The sequence below is a fragment of the Pseudonocardia sp. GCM10023141 genome (assembly GCF_042653605.1).
On sequence record NZ_JBHSIR010000008.1, the window covers coordinates 1 to 16,216 of the forward strand.

Genomic DNA, 16,216 nt, shown 5'->3' on the forward strand with positions numbered 1-16,216 from the left:
CGGCAACATCCCCACCTCCAACGCCACCGTCTTCGTCATCGACAAGGTCCTCATGCCGAAGAGCTGATCTTGGCTGGAGATCCACTTCGCCGAGCGGCACAAGCGCGGAAACGCGTGATCCACAGGGGCGGTCCCGCACTCCGGGGCCGCCCCTTCGGCATGTCAGAGGGGTGTTCCTGCGACGAGCGGCAGCCCGTCGGCGACCACCGGTATCCGATCGCGGACGCTGCGTGCGAGCACGATCGCGTTCAAGATCGCAACTTTGTGCGTGTGTTCACAAGCGACTACCGTGTAACTCAGTCGCCGTCAACGCCCGATCCCGGGGGTCATCCGGCCGGGGGTCATCTCCACGACCAGCCCGGCCACCGGGATCGTGGGCACACGGCCACCCCGAGTTCGAGCGTCAGCGAGGAGCAACCGTGAGCGTGCCGCCGCAGGCACCCTCCGAGGGTACGACCGCCGCGAGGCCACGGTCCATCCCCGAGGCCAGCGTCGCCCGGCTCGCCGTCTACCTGCGGATGCTCGGAGAGCTCGCCGAACAGGGCGCCGACACGGTCTCCAGCGACGAGCTCGCCGCAGCGTCCGGGGTCAACCCGGCCAAGCTCCGCAAGGACCTCTCCTACATCGGGTCCTACGGCATCCGCGGTGTCGGCTACGAGATCTCCGCGCTGCTGCACCAGCTCGAGCGCGCGCTGGGGCTCAACCACCGCCAGGCCGTCGCACTGGTGGGGGTGGGCAACCTCGGGCACGCGCTGGCGGGCTACGGCGGGTTCGGCGGGCGTGGGTTCCCCGTCACAGCGCTGTTCGATGTCGACCCCGACCTCGTCGGCATCCACATCAACGGCATCCTCGTCGAGCACGTCCGGACGATCCCGCAGATCTGCGCAGAGCGCGGCATCACGATCGGGATGGTCGCCACGCCCGGGCCCGCCGCGCAGGCGGTGTGCGATCTGCTCGTCGACGCCGGCGTGCAGTGCATCCTCAACTTCGCCCCGGTCGTGCTGCAGGTGCCCGACCAGGTCGAGGTCCGCAAGGTGGACCTGGCCGTGGAGCTGCAGATACTCGCGTTCCACGTGGCCCGTCGCCAGCTCGAGGACGATCTCGACTCCGGGATCGATCCTGCTGCAGCGCCGCTCAACGGGCATGCCGCTGCCGGCAGTCCCGCGAACGGGGCTGTGAACGGCACCGTGATCGGATCCGTGAACGGGTCCGGAGGGCAGATCCGATGACAGTTCTCGTAGTGGGGCTCTCGCACCGCAGCGCGCCGGTCGAGGTGCTCGAACGCGCCGCGGTCTCGGCCGACGACGTACCCAAGCTGCTCGACGAGCTGCTCAAGGCGGCGCACGTCTCCGAGGCGGTGCTGCTGTCCACCTGCAACCGCATCGAGATCTACGCGGTGGTCGAGGCGTTCCACGGCGGTCTCGCCGACGTCTCCGCGGTGCTGGGCCGCCACGCCGGGATGCCGATGCACGAGCTCACCGAGCACGTCTACGTGCACTACGCGGGCTCCGCGGTGCAGCACCTGTTCGCCGTCGCCTCCGGGCTGGACTCGATGGTGGTCGGCGAGGCCCAGATCCTCGGCCAGCTGCGCACCGCGTACGCCACGGCCGAGGAGGCCGGCTCCGCCGGCCGGGTCGTGCACGAGCTCGCCCAGCACGCGCTGCGCGTCGGCAAGCGGGTGCACGCCCGCACCGGTATCGATGCCGCCGGTGCCTCCGTCGTGTCGGAGGCGCTCGCCGACGCGGCCGAGGTCCTCGGCGGTGATCTCGCCGGGCGCCGCGCCGTGATCGTCGGTGCCGGTGCGATGGGCGGCCTCGCCGCCGCTCACCTGCGCCGTGCCGGCGCGGCCGAGATCGTCGTGCTCAACCGCACCCCGGAGCGCGCGGAGCGCCTCGCCGACACCACGGCGGGCCACGGCACGCCCGCCCGCGCCGCGTTGCTCGAGACGCTCGAGCACGAGCTGGCCACCGCCGACGTGCTGGTCGCCTGCACCGGCGCGGTCGGGATCGTCGTCGAACAGGCCGCCGTCGCAGCCGCCGTGGCCGCGCGCAACGGCCGGCCGCTCGCCGTCGTCGACCTGGGCCTGCCCCGCGACGTCGACCCCGCCGTTGCCGCGCTGCCCGGCGTCACCGTCATCGACCTCGTCGGCCTGCAGCGCAGGCTCTCCACCGGCGAGCGCGGCGCCGCCGTCGCCGCCGCGCAGGGCCTCGTCGCCGACGAGGCGCAGGCCTACCTCGCCGCGCAGCGCTCGGCCGAGGTCACGCCCACGGTCACGGCGCTGCGCAGGCGCGCCTCCGAGGTGATCGACGCCGAGCTGCTGCGCCTGAACTCGAAGCTCCCCGAGCTCGACGGTCATGTGCGCGACGAGTTCAGCCGCACCGTGCGCCGGGTCGTCGACAAGCTGCTCCACACCCCCACCGTGCAGGTCAAGCGCCTCGCCGAGGGGCCGGACGGCGACAGCTACGCCGCGGCACTGCGCAAGCTGTTCGAGCTCGACCCGCAGACACCCGCCGCGGTCGCGCTGCAGCGCAGCGGCGACGTGCTCGGCACGCTGGAGACCCGCGCCGGCGACACCACCGGGTTGGAGTCGCTGATCCCGGAGAACCTGGCGCTGGACGACTGGCCCCACACGGGTCACGAGGGGAGCCTGGGATGACGCAGGTCCTTCGCGTCGGCACCCGCCCGAGCGCGCTCGCCGTCGCGCAGAGCGGCACCATCGCCGAACGGCTGCGCGCCGCCGGCCATCCCACCGAGCTCGTCGAGGTCAGCACCGCGGGCGATCGCTCGAGCGTCCCCGTCGCGGAGCTGGGCGTCGGCGTCTTCGTCGCGAAGCTGCGCGAGGCGCTCGCCCGCGGCGAGGTCGACATCGCGGTGCACTCCTACAAGGACCTGCCCACGGCGCCCGACCCGCGGCTGCGGCTGGCGGCGGTGCCGACGCGGGAGGACCCCCGCGACGCGCTGGTCGCCCGCGACGGCAAGGTGCTCGGCGAGCTGCCGGCCGGGGCCCGCGTGGGCACGGGATCGGCGCGGCGACGCGCTCAGCTCGACGCGCTCGGCCTCGGGCTGGAGATCGTGCCGATCCGCGGCAACGTCGACACGCGTGTCGGCAAGGTGGCCTCGGGGGAGCTCGACGCCGTGGTCGTCGCGGCCGCCGGGCTGCGCAGGCTCGGCCGGATCGGTGAGGCCACCGAGCTGCTGGACCCGCTGCAGATGCTGCCGGCGCCCGCTCAGGGCGCGCTGGCGATCGAGTGCAGGGCGGAGGACCTCGAGCTCGTGCGCCTGCTGGCCGAGGTGCTCGACGACGAGTTCACGAGGGCAGCCGTCACGGCCGAACGGGCCGTGCTCGCCGCGCTCGAAGCAGGCTGCAGCGCACCGATAGGGGCGCTTGCCGATGTGGTGTCCGACATCGACGACGAGGGACGCGTGGTCGATCGCGTCTCACTGCGTGCGGTGCTCGGCACGACCGACGGTGCGCTCCTGCGCGCGTCGGCGACAGGAGACATGGACGAGGCCGAGAAGCTCGGAGCGGCCCTGGCCGCTGAGCTGCTCGACATGGGGGGCACGACGCTGCTGGACGGCCCGGCACCCCACGAGAACCGCTGGATCGGGAGTTCCAACAGATGAACCGTGTTCCTTCCACGCCGCGCGCATCGTCGCCGGGACGTGTCGCTTTCGTGGGCTGCGGCCCGGGCGACCCGGGCCTGCTGACCGTGCGCGCGAGCACCGCGCTCACCAACGCACCGCTGGTGATCACCGACGCCGACGTGCCCGACACCATCCTGGCGCTCGTCGCCGACGGTGCCGAGGTGCGTCCGGCCGTCGGCCAGCCCGATGACGTCGCCAAGGACCTGATCGCGGAGGCCGAGAGCGGCCGCATGGTCACGCGGCTGGTCAGCGGCGATCCCTTCACGGTCGACTCCGTCGTCAAGGAGGCCATCGCCGTGGCCGCCGCAGGCGTCGCCTTCGACGTGATCCCGGGAGTGCCCGCCGGCACGGCCGTCCCCGCCTACTCCGGCGTACCGCTCGGCTCGGCCCACATCGAGGCCGACGTCCGCGCCGGTGTCGACTGGGCGCGGCTGGCCGCGGCACCGGGCAGCCTCGTGCTGCACGCCACCGCGTCGCACCTCTCCGAGGTGGCCTCCTCGCTCACCGAGCACGGCATGGCGGCGCAGACGCCGGTCGCCGTCACGTCCAGCGGGACCACCACCACGCAGCGCACGGTGCAGGCCACGCTGGCCACGCTCGCCGCCGAGGGCTCCGACCTCGACGGCCCGCTGGTGCTGGCCGTCGGCGCCGAGGTCGGCCTGCGCGCCGAGCTGTCCTGGTGGGAGTCGCGCGCGCTGTACGGCTGGCGCGTGCTGGTGCCCCGCACCAAGGACCAGGCGGGCGCCATGAGCGACCGCCTCGCGGTGCACGGCGCCACGGCGGAGGAGGTGCCCACCATCGCGGTGGAGCCGCCCCGCTCGCCCACGCAGATGGAGCGCGCCGTCAAGGGGCTCGTCGACGGCCGCTACCAGTGGGTCGTGTTCACCTCCACCAACGCGGTGCGTGCGGTGTGGGAGAAGTTCGCCGAGTTCGGCCTCGACGCCCGCGCGTTCTCCGGCGTCAAGATCGCCTGCGTCGGTGCGGCCACGGCCGAGAAGGTGCGGGCCTTCGGGATCAACCCCGAGATCGTGCCCGACGAGACCGAGCCCGCCGAGACCTCGTCGGAGGGCCTGCTCTCGATCTTCCCGCCCTACGACGACGTGCTCGACCCGGTGGACCGCGTCCTGCTCCCGCGGGCCGACATCGCCACCGAGACGCTCGCCGCCGGCCTCCGCGATCGCGGCTGGGAGATCGACGACGTCACCGCCTACCGCACCGTCCGGGCCGCCCCGCCGCCCGCGCCGATCCGCGAGGCGATCAAGACCGGCGGGTTCGACGCGGTGTGCTTCACCAGCTCCAGCACCGTGCGCAACCTCGTCGGGATCGCGGGCAAGCCCCACGCCCGCACGATCGTCGCGTGCATCGGCCCGCAGACGGCCGAGACCGCCCGCGAGTTCGGCCTGCGCGTCGACGTCCAGCCCGAGGAGTCCCGCGTGCCGGCACTCGTTGACGCGCTGGCGGCACACGCGGCCCGGCTGCGTGCGGAAGGCGCACTGCCGCCGCCGCGGAAGGCGAAGGCCCGACGCCGCTGAGGCACCGCAGCACCCGATTCACTCCCGCCGCCGGCCACCCCCATCGCAGCATGGTGGCCATCCTGCGATCCAACGTGTGGATGGCCACCATGCTGCGATCTGGGCAGCACTCCCGGGCCTACCCTGAACCCATGGCCTTCCCCACCCAGCGGCCCCGGCGGCTGCGCTCCACCCCGGCACTGCGACGCCTCGTCGCGGAGACCGATCTGCGGCCCCGGCACCTGGTGCTGCCGATGTTCGTCAAGGAGGGCGCCGCCGAGGCGATCCCGATCGCCTCGATGCCCGGCGTCGTCCAGCACACGCGCGACTCGCTGCGCAAGGCGGCCGTGGAGGCGGTGCAGGCGGGGGTGGGCGGGCTGATGCTGTTCGGCGTGCCGGCGGTGCGCGACGCGAACGGGTCGGCAGGGGTGGATCCCGACGGCGTGCTCAACGCCGCGCTGCGTGACGTCCGCGCCGAGATCGGGGACGCGGCGGTGCTCATGGCCGACACGTGCCTCGACGAGTTCACCGACCACGGCCACTGCGGCGTGCTCGCTGCCGACGGTTCGGTCGACAACGACGCCACGCTCGCCGTCTACGCCGAGATGGCGGTGGCCCAGGCCGCGGCCGGGGCCCACCTGCTCGGCCCGAGCGGCATGATGGACGGCCAGGTCCGCGTCATCCGCGACGCGCTCGACGCCGCGGGCCACACCGACACCGGCATCCTCGCCTACACCGCCAAGTACGCGTCGGCGTTCTACGGCCCGTTCCGCGAGGCCGTCGACTCGCAGCTCAAGGGCGATCGCAAGACCTACCAGCAGGATCCGGCCAACGTCCGGGAGTCGCTGCGCGAGCTGGCGCTCGACCTCGACGAGGGCGCGGACATGGTCATGGTCAAGCCCGCGATGGCCTACCTCGACGTGCTGCGGGCCGTCGCGGAGAGCGCGGACGTGCCGGTCGCGGCCTACCAGGTCTCCGGCGAGTACGCGATGGTCGAGGCCGCCGCCGCCAACGGCTGGATCGACCGCGATCGCGCGATCGTCGAGACGCTGACGTCGATCCGCCGCGCCGGCGCCGACATCGTGCTCACGTACTGGGCCACCGAGGCGGCCGAACGCCTCGTTTGAGGTCCATTTGGCCCCAATGAGGTCCATTGACGAAAGTCACGGTTGCGCGATCAAGCTGGACATGCATCGCGGGTGGCCATACCTTTCGCCACATGACGTCGCCTTCGGACCCGCAGTGGCAGGGTCAGCCCGGGCAGCCGCCCGCGCCCGGATACGGGCCTCCGCCGCAACAGGGCGGACCGCCGCCCGGATACGCACAGCAGCCTCCCCCCGGATACGGCCCCCCGCCCGGCTACGCGCAGCAGCCTCCACCCGGCTACGGCCCGCCCCCGCAGCAGCAGGGCTACGGTCAGCCGCCCCAGGGCTACGGGCCCCCCCAGGGCTACGGCCCGCCCCAGCAGCAGGGCTACGGCGCGGCACCGCTCCCGGTCCCGCCGGGTGCTCCCGGCCCGATCCCGGAGTGGTGGGAGCGGCTCGTCGCCCGCATCATCGACGGGATCCTGTTCGGGATCGTCCAGGCCATCCTCGCCGCGATCGCCACGGCCATCTTCTTCACCAGCTACACGTCGTTCAACATCACGCTGCTGGCCGTGATCCCGACGCTGGTGGGCGGCATCCTCTACGCCGGCTACGACTACTTCATGCACTCGCGCAACGGCCAGACGCTCGGCAAGATCGTCATGAAGACGCGCCTGGTCGCGGCCAACGGCAGCCGTCCGGACTCGGCCACCCTGATGAAGCGCGCCGCGATCTACCCCGGCGTCTTCGCGGTCGCCGGCCTGCTCGCGTTCGTGCCGTTCCTCGGCGCGCTCGTGTGGCTGCTCATCGCGGTGTTCAGCATCGTCGACGGCATCTTCGTCATCACCGACGTGCCGCTGCGCCGGGCGCTGCACGACAAGTGGAGCAACACGATCGTCATCAAGGCCCAGTAGTACCCGGAGTTCGGCAATCCAGTCGATGTACCTGCGTAGACAGCCACCCGGCTGGGAAATACGGTGGCGCCCGTGACGACACCGCACGACCCGCACGGCGACGGCCGGCAGGCGCAGGGGCCACAGCAGGGCGCGTACGGCCCGGGCGGGTACTCCCCGCCCGGGCCCTACGGTCAGCCGGGCCAGGGCCAGCAGCCCGGTTACGGTCAGCAGCCCCCCTACGGCGGCCAGCAGGGCCCCTACGGGGGCCAGTCGCCCTACGGGGCCAACCAGCGTCAGCCGGGGCTCGCCTACAACCCGTACGGCACGCCGTACCAAGCGGGCGCCGCCGGCCGGGACACCGGACCGAAGCGGCCCCCGATCATGGTGGTCGGGCTGGTGATGATCGTGATCAGCGCGCTGCCGTTCCTCGCGTTCGGCATCCTCTTCGCGGTCGCGCCGCTCAACGTCGACAACATCTCGACGCAGATCATCAACAACCCGCAGGTCGCGCAGGCGGGGATCACGGCCCAGACGTTCGTCAGCGTGCTGCGCTGGGTCGCGGGCGTGATCGCGGTGATCGGCGTGCTCTACGTCGTCTTCGCGGTGCTCGCGTTCCTGGGCCGCGGCTGGGCGCGGATCCTCCTCACGATCATGAGCGTGATCTTCGCGCTGTTGCTGGTCTTCTCGTTGGTCACGCAGCTGGGCGGCGACGGCAGCAGCCTGCTCATCGTGCTGGGGCTCGCGGTGCTCTGCATCGGGGGCACGGTCACGTTCTTCCTGGGCGACGCCAACCGCTACTTCGCCGGCAAGCGGCGCACCGCCTGAGCCGGCCGCCGCGGCGGCTGTAAGACTGCTGGCGTGGGTAGTGCGCCTTCCTCGCTCGTGACCGGCCGCGGCACCGCGGCGTCCAGCAATCTGTTCGCCCGCGCGTCGGCGGCCATCCCCGGTGGGGTGAACTCGCCGGTGCGGGCGTTCACCTCCGTGGGTGGCACGCCGCGGTTCATCGCGTCGGCGGCGGGCCCCTGGCTGACCGATGCCGACGGCAACTCCTATGTCGACCTGATCTGCTCGTGGGGCCCGATGATCCTGGGTCACGCGCATCCGGCGGTCGTCGAGGCCGTGCGCACGGCGGCCGGTTCGGGGCTGTCGTTCGGCGCCCCGACGGCGGCGGAGATCGAGCTCGCCGAGGCGATCATCGGCCGGGTCGGTCCGGTCGAGCAGGTGCGCCTGGTCAACTCCGGCACCGAGGCCACGATGAGTGCCATCCGGCTCGCGCGCGGCATCACCGGCCGCAAGGTGATCATCAAGTTCGCCGGTTGCTACCACGGCCACGTCGACGCGCTGCTGGCCCAGGCCGGCTCCGGTGTCGCCACGCTCGGCCTGCCCACCAGCCCGGGTGTCACGGGCGCGCAGGCGGCCGACACGGTGGTCGTGCCCTACAACGACATCGAGGCCGTGCGCGCCGTGTTCGCCGCCAGGGGCACCGAGGTCGCCTGCGTGATCACGGAGGCCGCAGCGGGCAACATGGGCGCCATTGCGCCCCTGCCGGGCTTCAACGCGGCACTGCGCGAGGTCTGCCACGCCCACGGCGCACTGCTGGTGGTCGACGAGGTGATGACCGGGTTCCGCGTGTCGCCGTCGGGCTGGTTCGGCATCGACGGCGTGGCGGGCGACCTCTACACGTTCGGCAAGGTCATGTCGGGCGGGCTGCCGGCGGCGGCGTTCGGGGGTCCGGCCGAGTACATGGCGCACCTCGCCCCGGCCGGGCCCGTCTACCAGGCAGGCACGCTCTCGGGAAACCCCGTGGCCGTGGCGGCGGGCCTCGCCACGCTGCGGGCCGCCGACGACGCCGTCTACGCGGCGCTCGACGCCAACGCCGTGCGGCTGGGCGGGCTCATCGGCGCCGCGCTGACGGCGGCGGGCGTGCCGCACCGCGTGCAGTACGCGGCCAACATGCTGTCGGTGTTCTTCACCGCCGACGAGGTGCACGACTACGCGGGCGCTCAGGCAGCGGCCACCTGGCGGTTCCCGGCGTTCTTCCACGCGCTGCTCGACCGCGGCGTCTACCCGCCGCCGAGCGCGTACGAGGCGTGGTTCGTCTCCGCCGCGCTGGACGACGAGGCGTGGCAGGTCATCGAGGCCGCGCTGCCGGCCGCCGCCCGTGCGGCCGCGGCGGCGGTGGCGCCGTGAGCGAGCCGGAGCAGACGATCGTGCACCTGCTGCGCCACGGCGAGGTCTTCAATCCCGACAAGATCCTCTACGGGCGGATCCCCGGGTTCCGGCTCTCCGACAACGGCCGACACCAGGCCGAGATCGTCGCGAAGGTGCTGACCGACGCCGACATCGTCGCCGTCGTGGCCTCTCCGCTGCAGCGCGCGCAGGAGACGGCGGGCCCGATCGCCGCCGCGCACGGGCTCACCATCGGCTCCGACGACGGGCTGATCGAGGCCGACAACAAGTTCGAGGGCAAGAAGGTGGCCGTCGGCGACGGTGCGCTGCGCAGCCCGCGCAACTGGCCGCTGCTGCGGGATCCGTTCACCCCCTCGTGGGGCGAGCCGTACCTGCAGATCGCACACCGGATGCTCGCGGCCGTCCACCGGGCGCGGGCGCTGGGCACCGGCCACGAGGTGCTGTGCGTGTCGCACCAGCTGCCGATCTGGACGCTGCGCCGGTTCGTCACGGGCCAGCGGCTGTGGCACGACCCCCGCAAGCGGCAGTGCGCGCTGGCCTCACTCACCTCGCTGGTGTTCAGCGGGGAGGAGCTCACGCAGGTGCGCTACACCGAGCCCGCAGGGTCCAGCGCTCCGACGCAGACCGGCGCATGAGACGCGCCGTCGCCGTCGCGGTGGCGCTGCTCGTGCTGCTCGCCGGCTGCTCCACCAGCAAGGACGCCGTGGCCACCGGTGGCGACTTCCAGTTCGTCGCACCCGGTGGCAAGACCGAGCTCACGTTCGACCCGCCCTCGGCCCGCGGCGAGGTGCGCGGCCTGAGCGGGCCGAGCCTGCTCCACGACGGGCAGACGGTCGGGCTCGACAGCTACCCCGGCAAGGTCGTCGTGATCAACATCTGGGGATCGTGGTGTGGACCGTGCCGCACCGAGGCCCCGGACCTGGAGTTCGTGCAGCAGCAGACGGCGCCGCTCGGGGCCGCGGTGCTGGGCATCAACGTGCGTGACGACCGGCAGGCCGCCACCGACTTCGTCCGCGACCGCGCACTGACCTACGACTCGATCTTCGACAACCCGGGCCGCACGCTGTCGAGCCTCGGCGGGCTGCCGCGCAACGTCGTGCCGCTCACGATCGTGCTCGACAAGCACCACCGGGTGGCCTACATCGACCTCCTGCAGGTCCGGGTGCCCGAGCTGATCCCGCTGATCCAGCGGCTGGCGGCGGAGTGATCGCCCCGGCGTGTTGATCTTTGCTGGAAAGCCACTTTCCCGCAATGACGTTGCAGGAAAGTGGCTGTCAGGACAATCCCCATCCGAAGGCGGCCTACCAGCGGGACCTACCGGGAAGCGCATCCGATGCCCCCGCGCCGGCCCCGTTGCGAGAGCCCGCCGCGCCGGGCGAGTGATCAACGCCCACCGGTTCCGGTTCGATCATGAGCCAGTGCGCGCTCGACCACCCGGCACGAAGATCAACGCCCACTGGGTCATGGTCAACACCGAACCAGTGGGCGTTGATCACCCCACCCGCACCGCAGCGCCCCACGCCGGGCCCCTGCCGTGCGCCTCGGCGAGCATGATCCGCGCGAGCCGCACCGCAGCGTCATCGACAGGGCCGTGGCGTGCGGCTCGCGCGCCCCGGGAGGGCACAACCCCCCTCCAGTTGATCTGCCGGCCCGGCGAGGGCGCTGTAGAGCGGAGCACACTCCCATCCGCAACCGACGTCCCGGTTCTCCTCTTTCATGGCGGCCGAAGGCCATGACGGACTTTCCTGCAACGCGGGGGCCCGCGTCCGCAACGGCTGCCCACGACCCGTCCCCGCGCTTCCTGCAACGCGGGGAACAGCCGGTCCCGGCTCGATCCACTACACGTCGTAGAACCCGGTTCGCGGCTGGTCGGAGGACGGGCCTACCCTTCCGAGTGATGGATCCTTCGACCACCCTCGCGGTCTCGGGCCCGCTGCTGCTCGCAGCGGCCGTTGCCGTGCTCGCGGGTGCGGTCAGCTTCGCCTCGCCGTGCGTGGTGCCGCTGGTCCCGGGATACCTCGCCTACCTGGCCGGTCTCGTCGGTGCCGACGCCCCGCCCGCCACGGTCGCGCAGGCGGAGGTGCAGCGGTCGGGCCGGTGGCGGGTGGCCGGGGCGGCCGGGCTGTTCGTCGCCGGGTTCACCGTGGTGTTCGGGGCGATCCTCGTCGGCGTCGTCTGGCTGTCGGACGCACTGGTCGACAACGAGGCCGTGCTGCAGCGCGTCGGCGGCGTCGTGATGATCGCGATGGGCCTGGCGTTCGTCGGGCTCATCCCGGTGCTGCAGAACGAGAAGCGCGTGCACTGGGTGCCCCGGGCCGGGGTCTGGGGCGCGCCGCTGCTGGGTGCCGTGTTCGGGCTCGGCTGGGTGCCGTGCATCGGCCCGACGCTCGCGGGTGTCGTCGCCGTGGCCGCGGGCACCGGTGGTGGCTCCCTGCGTGGCGTCGTCCTCACCCTCGCCTACTGCGCGGGCCTCGGGCTGCCGTTCGTCCTCATCGCGCTGGGCGCCTCGCGCGCGGTGCGGGCGCTGGGCTGGCTGCGCCGCCACACGCGCGCCATCCAGATCGGCGGGGGCGTGCTGCTGGTGGCGGTGGGCCTGCTGCTGGTCAGCGGGTTGTGGGGCGGGATACTGGCCAAGCTGCAGACGGCCGTCGCCAGCTTCGTCCCGGTGCTCTAGCCGATGGCTACCCCCACCGACACGCCCACGCGACCGGCCGAGGCCCCCGAGCCGCCGCGGCGCCGGCACCCCCTCGCCGTGCTGCGCAACGGCTGGCGCGGCCTCACGTCGATGCGCACGGCTCTGATCCTGCTGTTCCTGCTCGCGCTCGGCGCGCTGCCGGGCGCGCTGCTGCCGCAGCGCTCGCTGAACCAGTCGTTGGTGGACCAGTACTTCACCGACTACCCGGCGCTCGCCCCGGTGCTCGACAAGCTGGGCTTCTTCGACGTCTTCGCCGCGCCGTGGTTCGCGGCGGTCTACCTGCTGCTCATGGTGTCGCTCGTCGGCTGCGTGCTGCCCAGGGCCATCGAGCACGCGCGCGGGCTGCGCGCGAAGCCCGTGGCCACCCCGCGCAACCTCGCCCGGCTGCCCCACCACGGCACCGCCACGCTCGAGGTGGGTCTCGATGACGCGGCCGCCGCCGTGCGCACCCGGTTGAAGGGCTGGCGCCGCGAGGAGGTCGCCGAGGGGGCCGGGCTGGCCGTCTCCGCGGAGAAGGGCCACCTGCGCGAGGCCGGCAACCTGGTGTTCCACCTCAGCCTCATCGGCCTGCTCATCGGCTTCGCGGTCGGCAAGCTGTTCGGCTACGAGGGTCAAGTGATCGTGCTGGCCGACGGCGGCCAGTTCTGCAACACCGGCATCCTCGGCTACGACTCGTTCCGCGCCGGCCTGCGCGTCGACGGCACCGACCTCGACCCGTTCTGCATCCGCGTCGACGACTTCGACGCGGAGTTCCTGCCCAACGGCCAGGCCGTCAGCTACCGGGCCAGCCTCGGCTACCAGACCGGTGCCGACCTGGCCGCGGGCAGCACGGAGTGGCGGCCGTTCCCGCTCGCGGTCAACAACCCGCTGCGCACCGACGGCAGCCGCGTCTACCTGCTCAACCACGGCTACGCCCCGCGCTTCACCGTCACCTTCCCCGACGGCCAGCAGCGCACCGGCGAGATCCAGTGGCGGCCGGTCGACACCACCACCTACCTGTCGGAAGGCGCCACGAAGTTCGCCCGCCCCGGCGTCACGGACGAGGCCCAGCGCCGCGCCAGCGGGCTCGCGATCACCGGCCTGCTCGCCCCGACCAGTTCCGGGGGCCAGGTCGTGACGTCGGTGTATCCCGCCCTGCGCGACCCCGAGGTTGCCATCGACGTGCTGCGTGGCGATCTCGGCCTCGACGACGGCCGCGGCCAGTCGATCTTCCAGGTGGACCAGAGCAAGATCGACTCCGGCGCGCTGGTGCGGGTGGCGCGGGCCAACCTGGTGCCCGGCCAGTCCGTCACGCTCGACGACGGCACGGTCGTGCACTTCGACGACGTGCGGCAGTGGGTCGCCCTGCAGGTCAGCCACGATCCGGGCGAGACGGGCGTGCTCGTGTTCGCCGTGCTGATGCTGGTCGGCCTCGCCGTGTCGCTGGCGGTGCGCAGGCGCCGGTTCTGGGCCCGCCTCACCCCGCTGACCGGCGCCGATGGCGTCGAACGTACCGTCGTGGAGATCGGTGGCCTCGCGCGCACCGATCGCGCGGGCTACGGCGAGGAGTTCGACCGCATGTGTGTGGACCTGCTCGGCATCCCGGCCGGCACCGCAGAGGAGAAGGACGGCTGATGCTCACCGATCTGGCGCTCTACAGCGATCGCTTGTTCATGGCCGCTGCCGGCGTGTACCTGCTGGCGATGGTGCTGCACGCGCTCGAGTACTCGTCCACGCGCACGCCGAAGGCCGTGCTCGTCGGCGCGGGCGGTCCCGAGGTGGAGCAGGCCGATGTTCCGGCCGAGGTCCCCGCCGGGCGCTCCCGCACCGATCGACTGGGCCGGATGGGTGTGGCGCTCGTCATCCTCGGCGTCGTGCTGCACCTGACCTCGATCGTCCTGCGCGGCATCACCGCTGGCCGCTGGCCGCTGGGCAACATGTACGAGTTCACCGCGGCCATCACCCTGGCCGCCGTGGTGACCTGGCTGCTGGTGCTGCGCAAGGCACCCTCGGCGCGCCCCGTCGGCATGTTCGTGCTCCTGCCGGTGCTGATCCTGATGTTCCTCGGCGGCACCGTCCTCTACACGCGCGCGGCGCCCGTGATGCCGGCACTGCAGTCCTACTGGCTCGTGATCCACGTCACGGCCATCAGCATCTCGTGCGGGCTGCTGCTGGTGCCCGGCGTGGCGAGCGTGCTGTTCCTGCTGCGTCGCTCGAGCCTGTTCCCGCAGTTCACGGCGAAGCTCCCGACGGCCGACCGGCTCGACCGGGTGGCCTACCGCACCACGATCATCGGGCTCCCGCTCTACACGTTCGCGGTGATCTGCGGCGCGATCTGGGCCGAGGCTGCATGGGGCCGGTTCTGGGGCTGGGACCCGAAGGAGACGGTCGCCTTCATCGCCTGGGTGATCTACGCGGGCTACCTGCACGCGCGGGCCACGGCCGGGTGGCGTGCCGAGCGCGCCGCCTGGATCAACGTCGCCGGGTTCGCCACAATGATCTTCAACTTGTTCTTCATCAACATGGTGGTCGCCGGCCTGCACTCCTACGCCGGGCTCGGCTGACGCACCATCCGAGGTTCGGGCAACACCCGTCCGCGCCTCGACCCAGAGCAGCGGCGCGACTACCGTCGGCGTCCGTGAGACGGTTGAGCGGTCAGTGTTGCGGGTTCGGCGGGATGTATCGATGACCCAGCGTGAGTCCGACGACGATCCGGACTACCCGGACGGTTCCGTCGGGCGCTACGTCCGTGAACGGTGGGGTGCCGTGCCTGCGCGCGCCTCGCGCCCCTACGTCGCACCGGTCGAACCTGCGCCCGTTCCGGAGCCCGAGCCGGAGGCTCTCGCCGACGAGCCCTACGACGAAGCCGAGCCGGGGCTGCACACCCCGCCGTCGGAGTGGCGCGGCCCGATCGACCCGTTCACCACCGGCCCGGTGGGGCCGATCCGCATGCCGCATCCGGAGCCGGAGGCGGCGGAGCCCGCCCCGCCGCTCCCGGGCCCACCGCCGGCCGCCTCGCCGCCGCTCACGCCGCCGCTGCCCACTCCGCGGGTGCCCTCGGCCGGCCCGCCCAGCCAACCGTTCCCGGCCCCGGAACGGGTCACGCCGGTCCCGGAGGCCGCCCGCACCCCGCCGCGCGGGACGGGCCGGTGGACCGAGCCGGGAGCCGTCGCGGCGCAGGAGGCCCAGCGCGCCCGCAGCGGCTCGGACCGGCCCGGCACCGACCTGTCGTCGGCCCGGTTGCTGCGGCCCACGAAGCGGCCGCCGCAGTCGGGTTGGCGCCGAGCGGTGTACCTGATGACCGGGCGCATGTTCAACCCGGGGGAGAGCCCGCTCGACATCCGTCGCCGTGAGCTCACCGCTCGCGTCAACCAGCCGCTGCTGGGCTGCTACAAGATCGCGATGCTGAGCCTGAAGGGCGGCGTCGGCAAGACCACGGTCACGGCCACGCTCGGTGCCACGTTCTCGTCGCTGCGCGGCGACCGCGTGGTGGCCGTCGACGCCAACCCGGACCGCGGCACGCTGAGCCAGAAGATCCCGCTCGAGACCAGCGCCACCGTGCGCCACCTGCTGCGCGACGCCCAGCGGGTGCGCCGCTACACCGACGTGCGGGCCTACACCTCACAGGGCCCGTCGCGGCTCGAGGTGCTGGCCAGCGAGCAGGACCCGGCCGTGTCGGAGGCGTTCAGCGAGGACGACTACCGGCGCACCGTCAACCTGCTCGAGCACTTCTACAACATCGTGCTCACCGACTGCGGCACCGGACTGATGCACTCGGCGATGTACGGCGTGCTGGGCGTGGCCGACCAGCTGATCATCGTGTCGTCGGGCTCGATCGACGGTGCGCGCAGCGCGTCGGCCACGATGGACTGGCTCGACGCCCACGGGCACGGCGATCTGGTGAGCAACTCGGTGGCGGTCATCAACTGCGTGCACCGGTCCGCGGGCGGCGTGGACCTGGACCGCGTGGCCGAGCACTTCGCGGCCCGCTGCCGCACCGTCGTGAAGATCCCGTTCGACGCGCACCTCGAGGAGGGCGCCGAGGTCGACCTGGACCGGTTGGAGCCGGGCACGCGCATGGCATTGCTGGAGCTGGCGGCGTCGGTGGCCGACGCGTTCGAGGGTGCCCACACCACCTGAGGTCGGACCGCCACCGAGCTCAGACACAGAAACGCGCTTCGCGGACCGCGGGTGCCTCATGCCTCTCGGCACGGC

General features: G+C 72.6%; 14 protein-coding genes. All 14 read left to right on the forward strand.

The features are described 5' to 3' along the window. The first annotated feature begins 419 nt into the window (after nt 1-419). The 14 genes from ACFPFQ_RS03465 (at nt 420) to ACFPFQ_RS03530 (ending at nt 16,141) form a co-directional block, all read left to right on the forward strand. On the forward strand, nt 420-1,229 hold the full coding sequence (locus ACFPFQ_RS03465; protein ID WP_379614656.1) for a redox-sensing transcriptional repressor Rex: 810 nt from the start codon (nt 420-422) through the stop codon (nt 1,227-1,229). Next, a complete protein-coding gene (locus tag ACFPFQ_RS03470; protein WP_379614658.1) occupies nt 1,226-2,656 on the forward strand; it encodes a glutamyl-tRNA reductase in 1,431 nt (476 codons plus the stop codon). Before ACFPFQ_RS03465 ends, ACFPFQ_RS03470 begins: the two co-directional genes overlap by 4 nt. Beyond that, the gene (gene hemC / locus ACFPFQ_RS03475) at nt 2,653-3,624 is read left to right on the forward strand and encodes a hydroxymethylbilane synthase (protein ID WP_379614660.1); all 972 of its coding nucleotides are present in this window, start codon (nt 2,653-2,655) and stop codon (nt 3,622-3,624) included. The genes ACFPFQ_RS03470 and hemC overlap by 4 nt, the downstream gene beginning before the upstream one ends. Beyond that, nucleotides 3,621-5,177: a uroporphyrinogen-III synthase gene (locus tag ACFPFQ_RS03480; RefSeq protein ID WP_379614662.1), complete on the forward strand. Its 1,557-nt coding sequence runs from the start codon at nt 3,621-3,623 to the stop codon at nt 5,175-5,177. The genes hemC and ACFPFQ_RS03480 overlap by 4 nt, the downstream gene beginning before the upstream one ends. A 131-nt stretch (nt 5,178-5,308) precedes the next feature. Continuing rightward, the gene (gene hemB / locus ACFPFQ_RS03485) at nt 5,309-6,283 is read left to right on the forward strand and encodes a porphobilinogen synthase (RefSeq protein WP_379614664.1); all 975 of its coding nucleotides are present in this window, start codon (nt 5,309-5,311) and stop codon (nt 6,281-6,283) included. A 92-nt stretch (nt 6,284-6,375) separates the two neighbouring features. Then, complete coding sequence (locus tag ACFPFQ_RS03490; protein WP_379614666.1) at nt 6,376-7,155, forward strand: RDD family protein; 780 nt, start codon at nt 6,376-6,378, stop codon at nt 7,153-7,155. 72 nt (nt 7,156-7,227) lie between these two features. Further along, the gene (locus ACFPFQ_RS03495; RefSeq protein ID WP_379614668.1) at nt 7,228-7,962 is read left to right on the forward strand and encodes a hypothetical protein; all 735 of its coding nucleotides are present in this window, start codon (nt 7,228-7,230) and stop codon (nt 7,960-7,962) included. A gap of 33 nt (nt 7,963-7,995) precedes the next feature. After that, entirely contained in the window at nt 7,996-9,327 is a 1,332-nt protein-coding gene (gene hemL, locus ACFPFQ_RS03500) for a glutamate-1-semialdehyde 2,1-aminomutase (protein WP_379614670.1), read from the forward strand. Then, complete coding sequence (locus ACFPFQ_RS03505; RefSeq protein ID WP_379614672.1) at nt 9,324-9,962, forward strand: histidine phosphatase family protein; 639 nt, start codon at nt 9,324-9,326, stop codon at nt 9,960-9,962. Before hemL ends, ACFPFQ_RS03505 begins: the two co-directional genes overlap by 4 nt. Beyond that, complete coding sequence (locus tag ACFPFQ_RS03510) at nt 9,959-10,534, forward strand: TlpA disulfide reductase family protein (RefSeq protein WP_379614674.1); 576 nt, start codon at nt 9,959-9,961, stop codon at nt 10,532-10,534. Before ACFPFQ_RS03505 ends, ACFPFQ_RS03510 begins: the two co-directional genes overlap by 4 nt. Before the next feature lie 690 nt (nt 10,535-11,224). Next, on the forward strand, nt 11,225-12,001 hold the full coding sequence (locus tag ACFPFQ_RS03515) for a cytochrome c biogenesis CcdA family protein (protein ID WP_379614676.1): 777 nt from the start codon (nt 11,225-11,227) through the stop codon (nt 11,999-12,001). A 3-nt stretch (nt 12,002-12,004) separates the two neighbouring features. Then, entirely contained in the window at nt 12,005-13,636 is a 1,632-nt protein-coding gene (resB, locus tag ACFPFQ_RS03520; protein WP_379614678.1) for a cytochrome c biogenesis protein ResB, read from the forward strand. Next, nucleotides 13,636-14,565: a c-type cytochrome biogenesis protein CcsB gene (gene ccsB / locus ACFPFQ_RS03525; RefSeq protein ID WP_379614680.1), complete on the forward strand. Its 930-nt coding sequence runs from the start codon at nt 13,636-13,638 to the stop codon at nt 14,563-14,565. The genes resB and ccsB overlap by 1 nt, the downstream gene beginning before the upstream one ends. A 121-nt stretch (nt 14,566-14,686) precedes the next feature. Continuing rightward, entirely contained in the window at nt 14,687-16,141 is a 1,455-nt protein-coding gene (locus tag ACFPFQ_RS03530) for a MinD/ParA family ATP-binding protein (RefSeq protein ID WP_379614682.1), read from the forward strand. The last annotated feature ends 75 nt before the right edge of the window (nt 16,142-16,216 follow it).

What these genes read in the sequence shown, in the direction of transcription:
- ACFPFQ_RS03470 (WP_379614658.1), top strand. Translation starts at nt 1,226, where the DNA reads ATGACAGTTCTCGTAGTGGGGCTCTCGCACCGCAGCGCGCCGGTCGAG.
- hemC (WP_379614660.1), top strand. Translation starts at nt 2,653, where the DNA reads ATGACGCAGGTCCTTCGCGTCGGCACCCGCCCGAGCGCGCTCGCCGTC.
- ACFPFQ_RS03480 (WP_379614662.1), top strand. Translation starts at nt 3,621, where the DNA reads ATGAACCGTGTTCCTTCCACGCCGCGCGCATCGTCGCCGGGACGTGTC.
- hemB (WP_379614664.1), top strand. Translation starts at nt 5,309, where the DNA reads ATGGCCTTCCCCACCCAGCGGCCCCGGCGGCTGCGCTCCACCCCGGCA.
- ACFPFQ_RS03490 (WP_379614666.1), top strand. Translation starts at nt 6,376, where the DNA reads ATGACGTCGCCTTCGGACCCGCAGTGGCAGGGTCAGCCCGGGCAGCCG.
- ACFPFQ_RS03510 (WP_379614674.1), top strand. Translation starts at nt 9,959, where the DNA reads ATGAGACGCGCCGTCGCCGTCGCGGTGGCGCTGCTCGTGCTGCTCGCC.
- ACFPFQ_RS03515 (WP_379614676.1), top strand. Translation starts at nt 11,225, where the DNA reads ATGGATCCTTCGACCACCCTCGCGGTCTCGGGCCCGCTGCTGCTCGCA.
- resB (WP_379614678.1), top strand. Translation starts at nt 12,005, where the DNA reads ATGGCTACCCCCACCGACACGCCCACGCGACCGGCCGAGGCCCCCGAG.
- ccsB (WP_379614680.1), top strand. Translation starts at nt 13,636, where the DNA reads ATGCTCACCGATCTGGCGCTCTACAGCGATCGCTTGTTCATGGCCGCT.
- ACFPFQ_RS03530 (WP_379614682.1), top strand. Translation starts at nt 14,687, where the DNA reads ATGACCCAGCGTGAGTCCGACGACGATCCGGACTACCCGGACGGTTCC.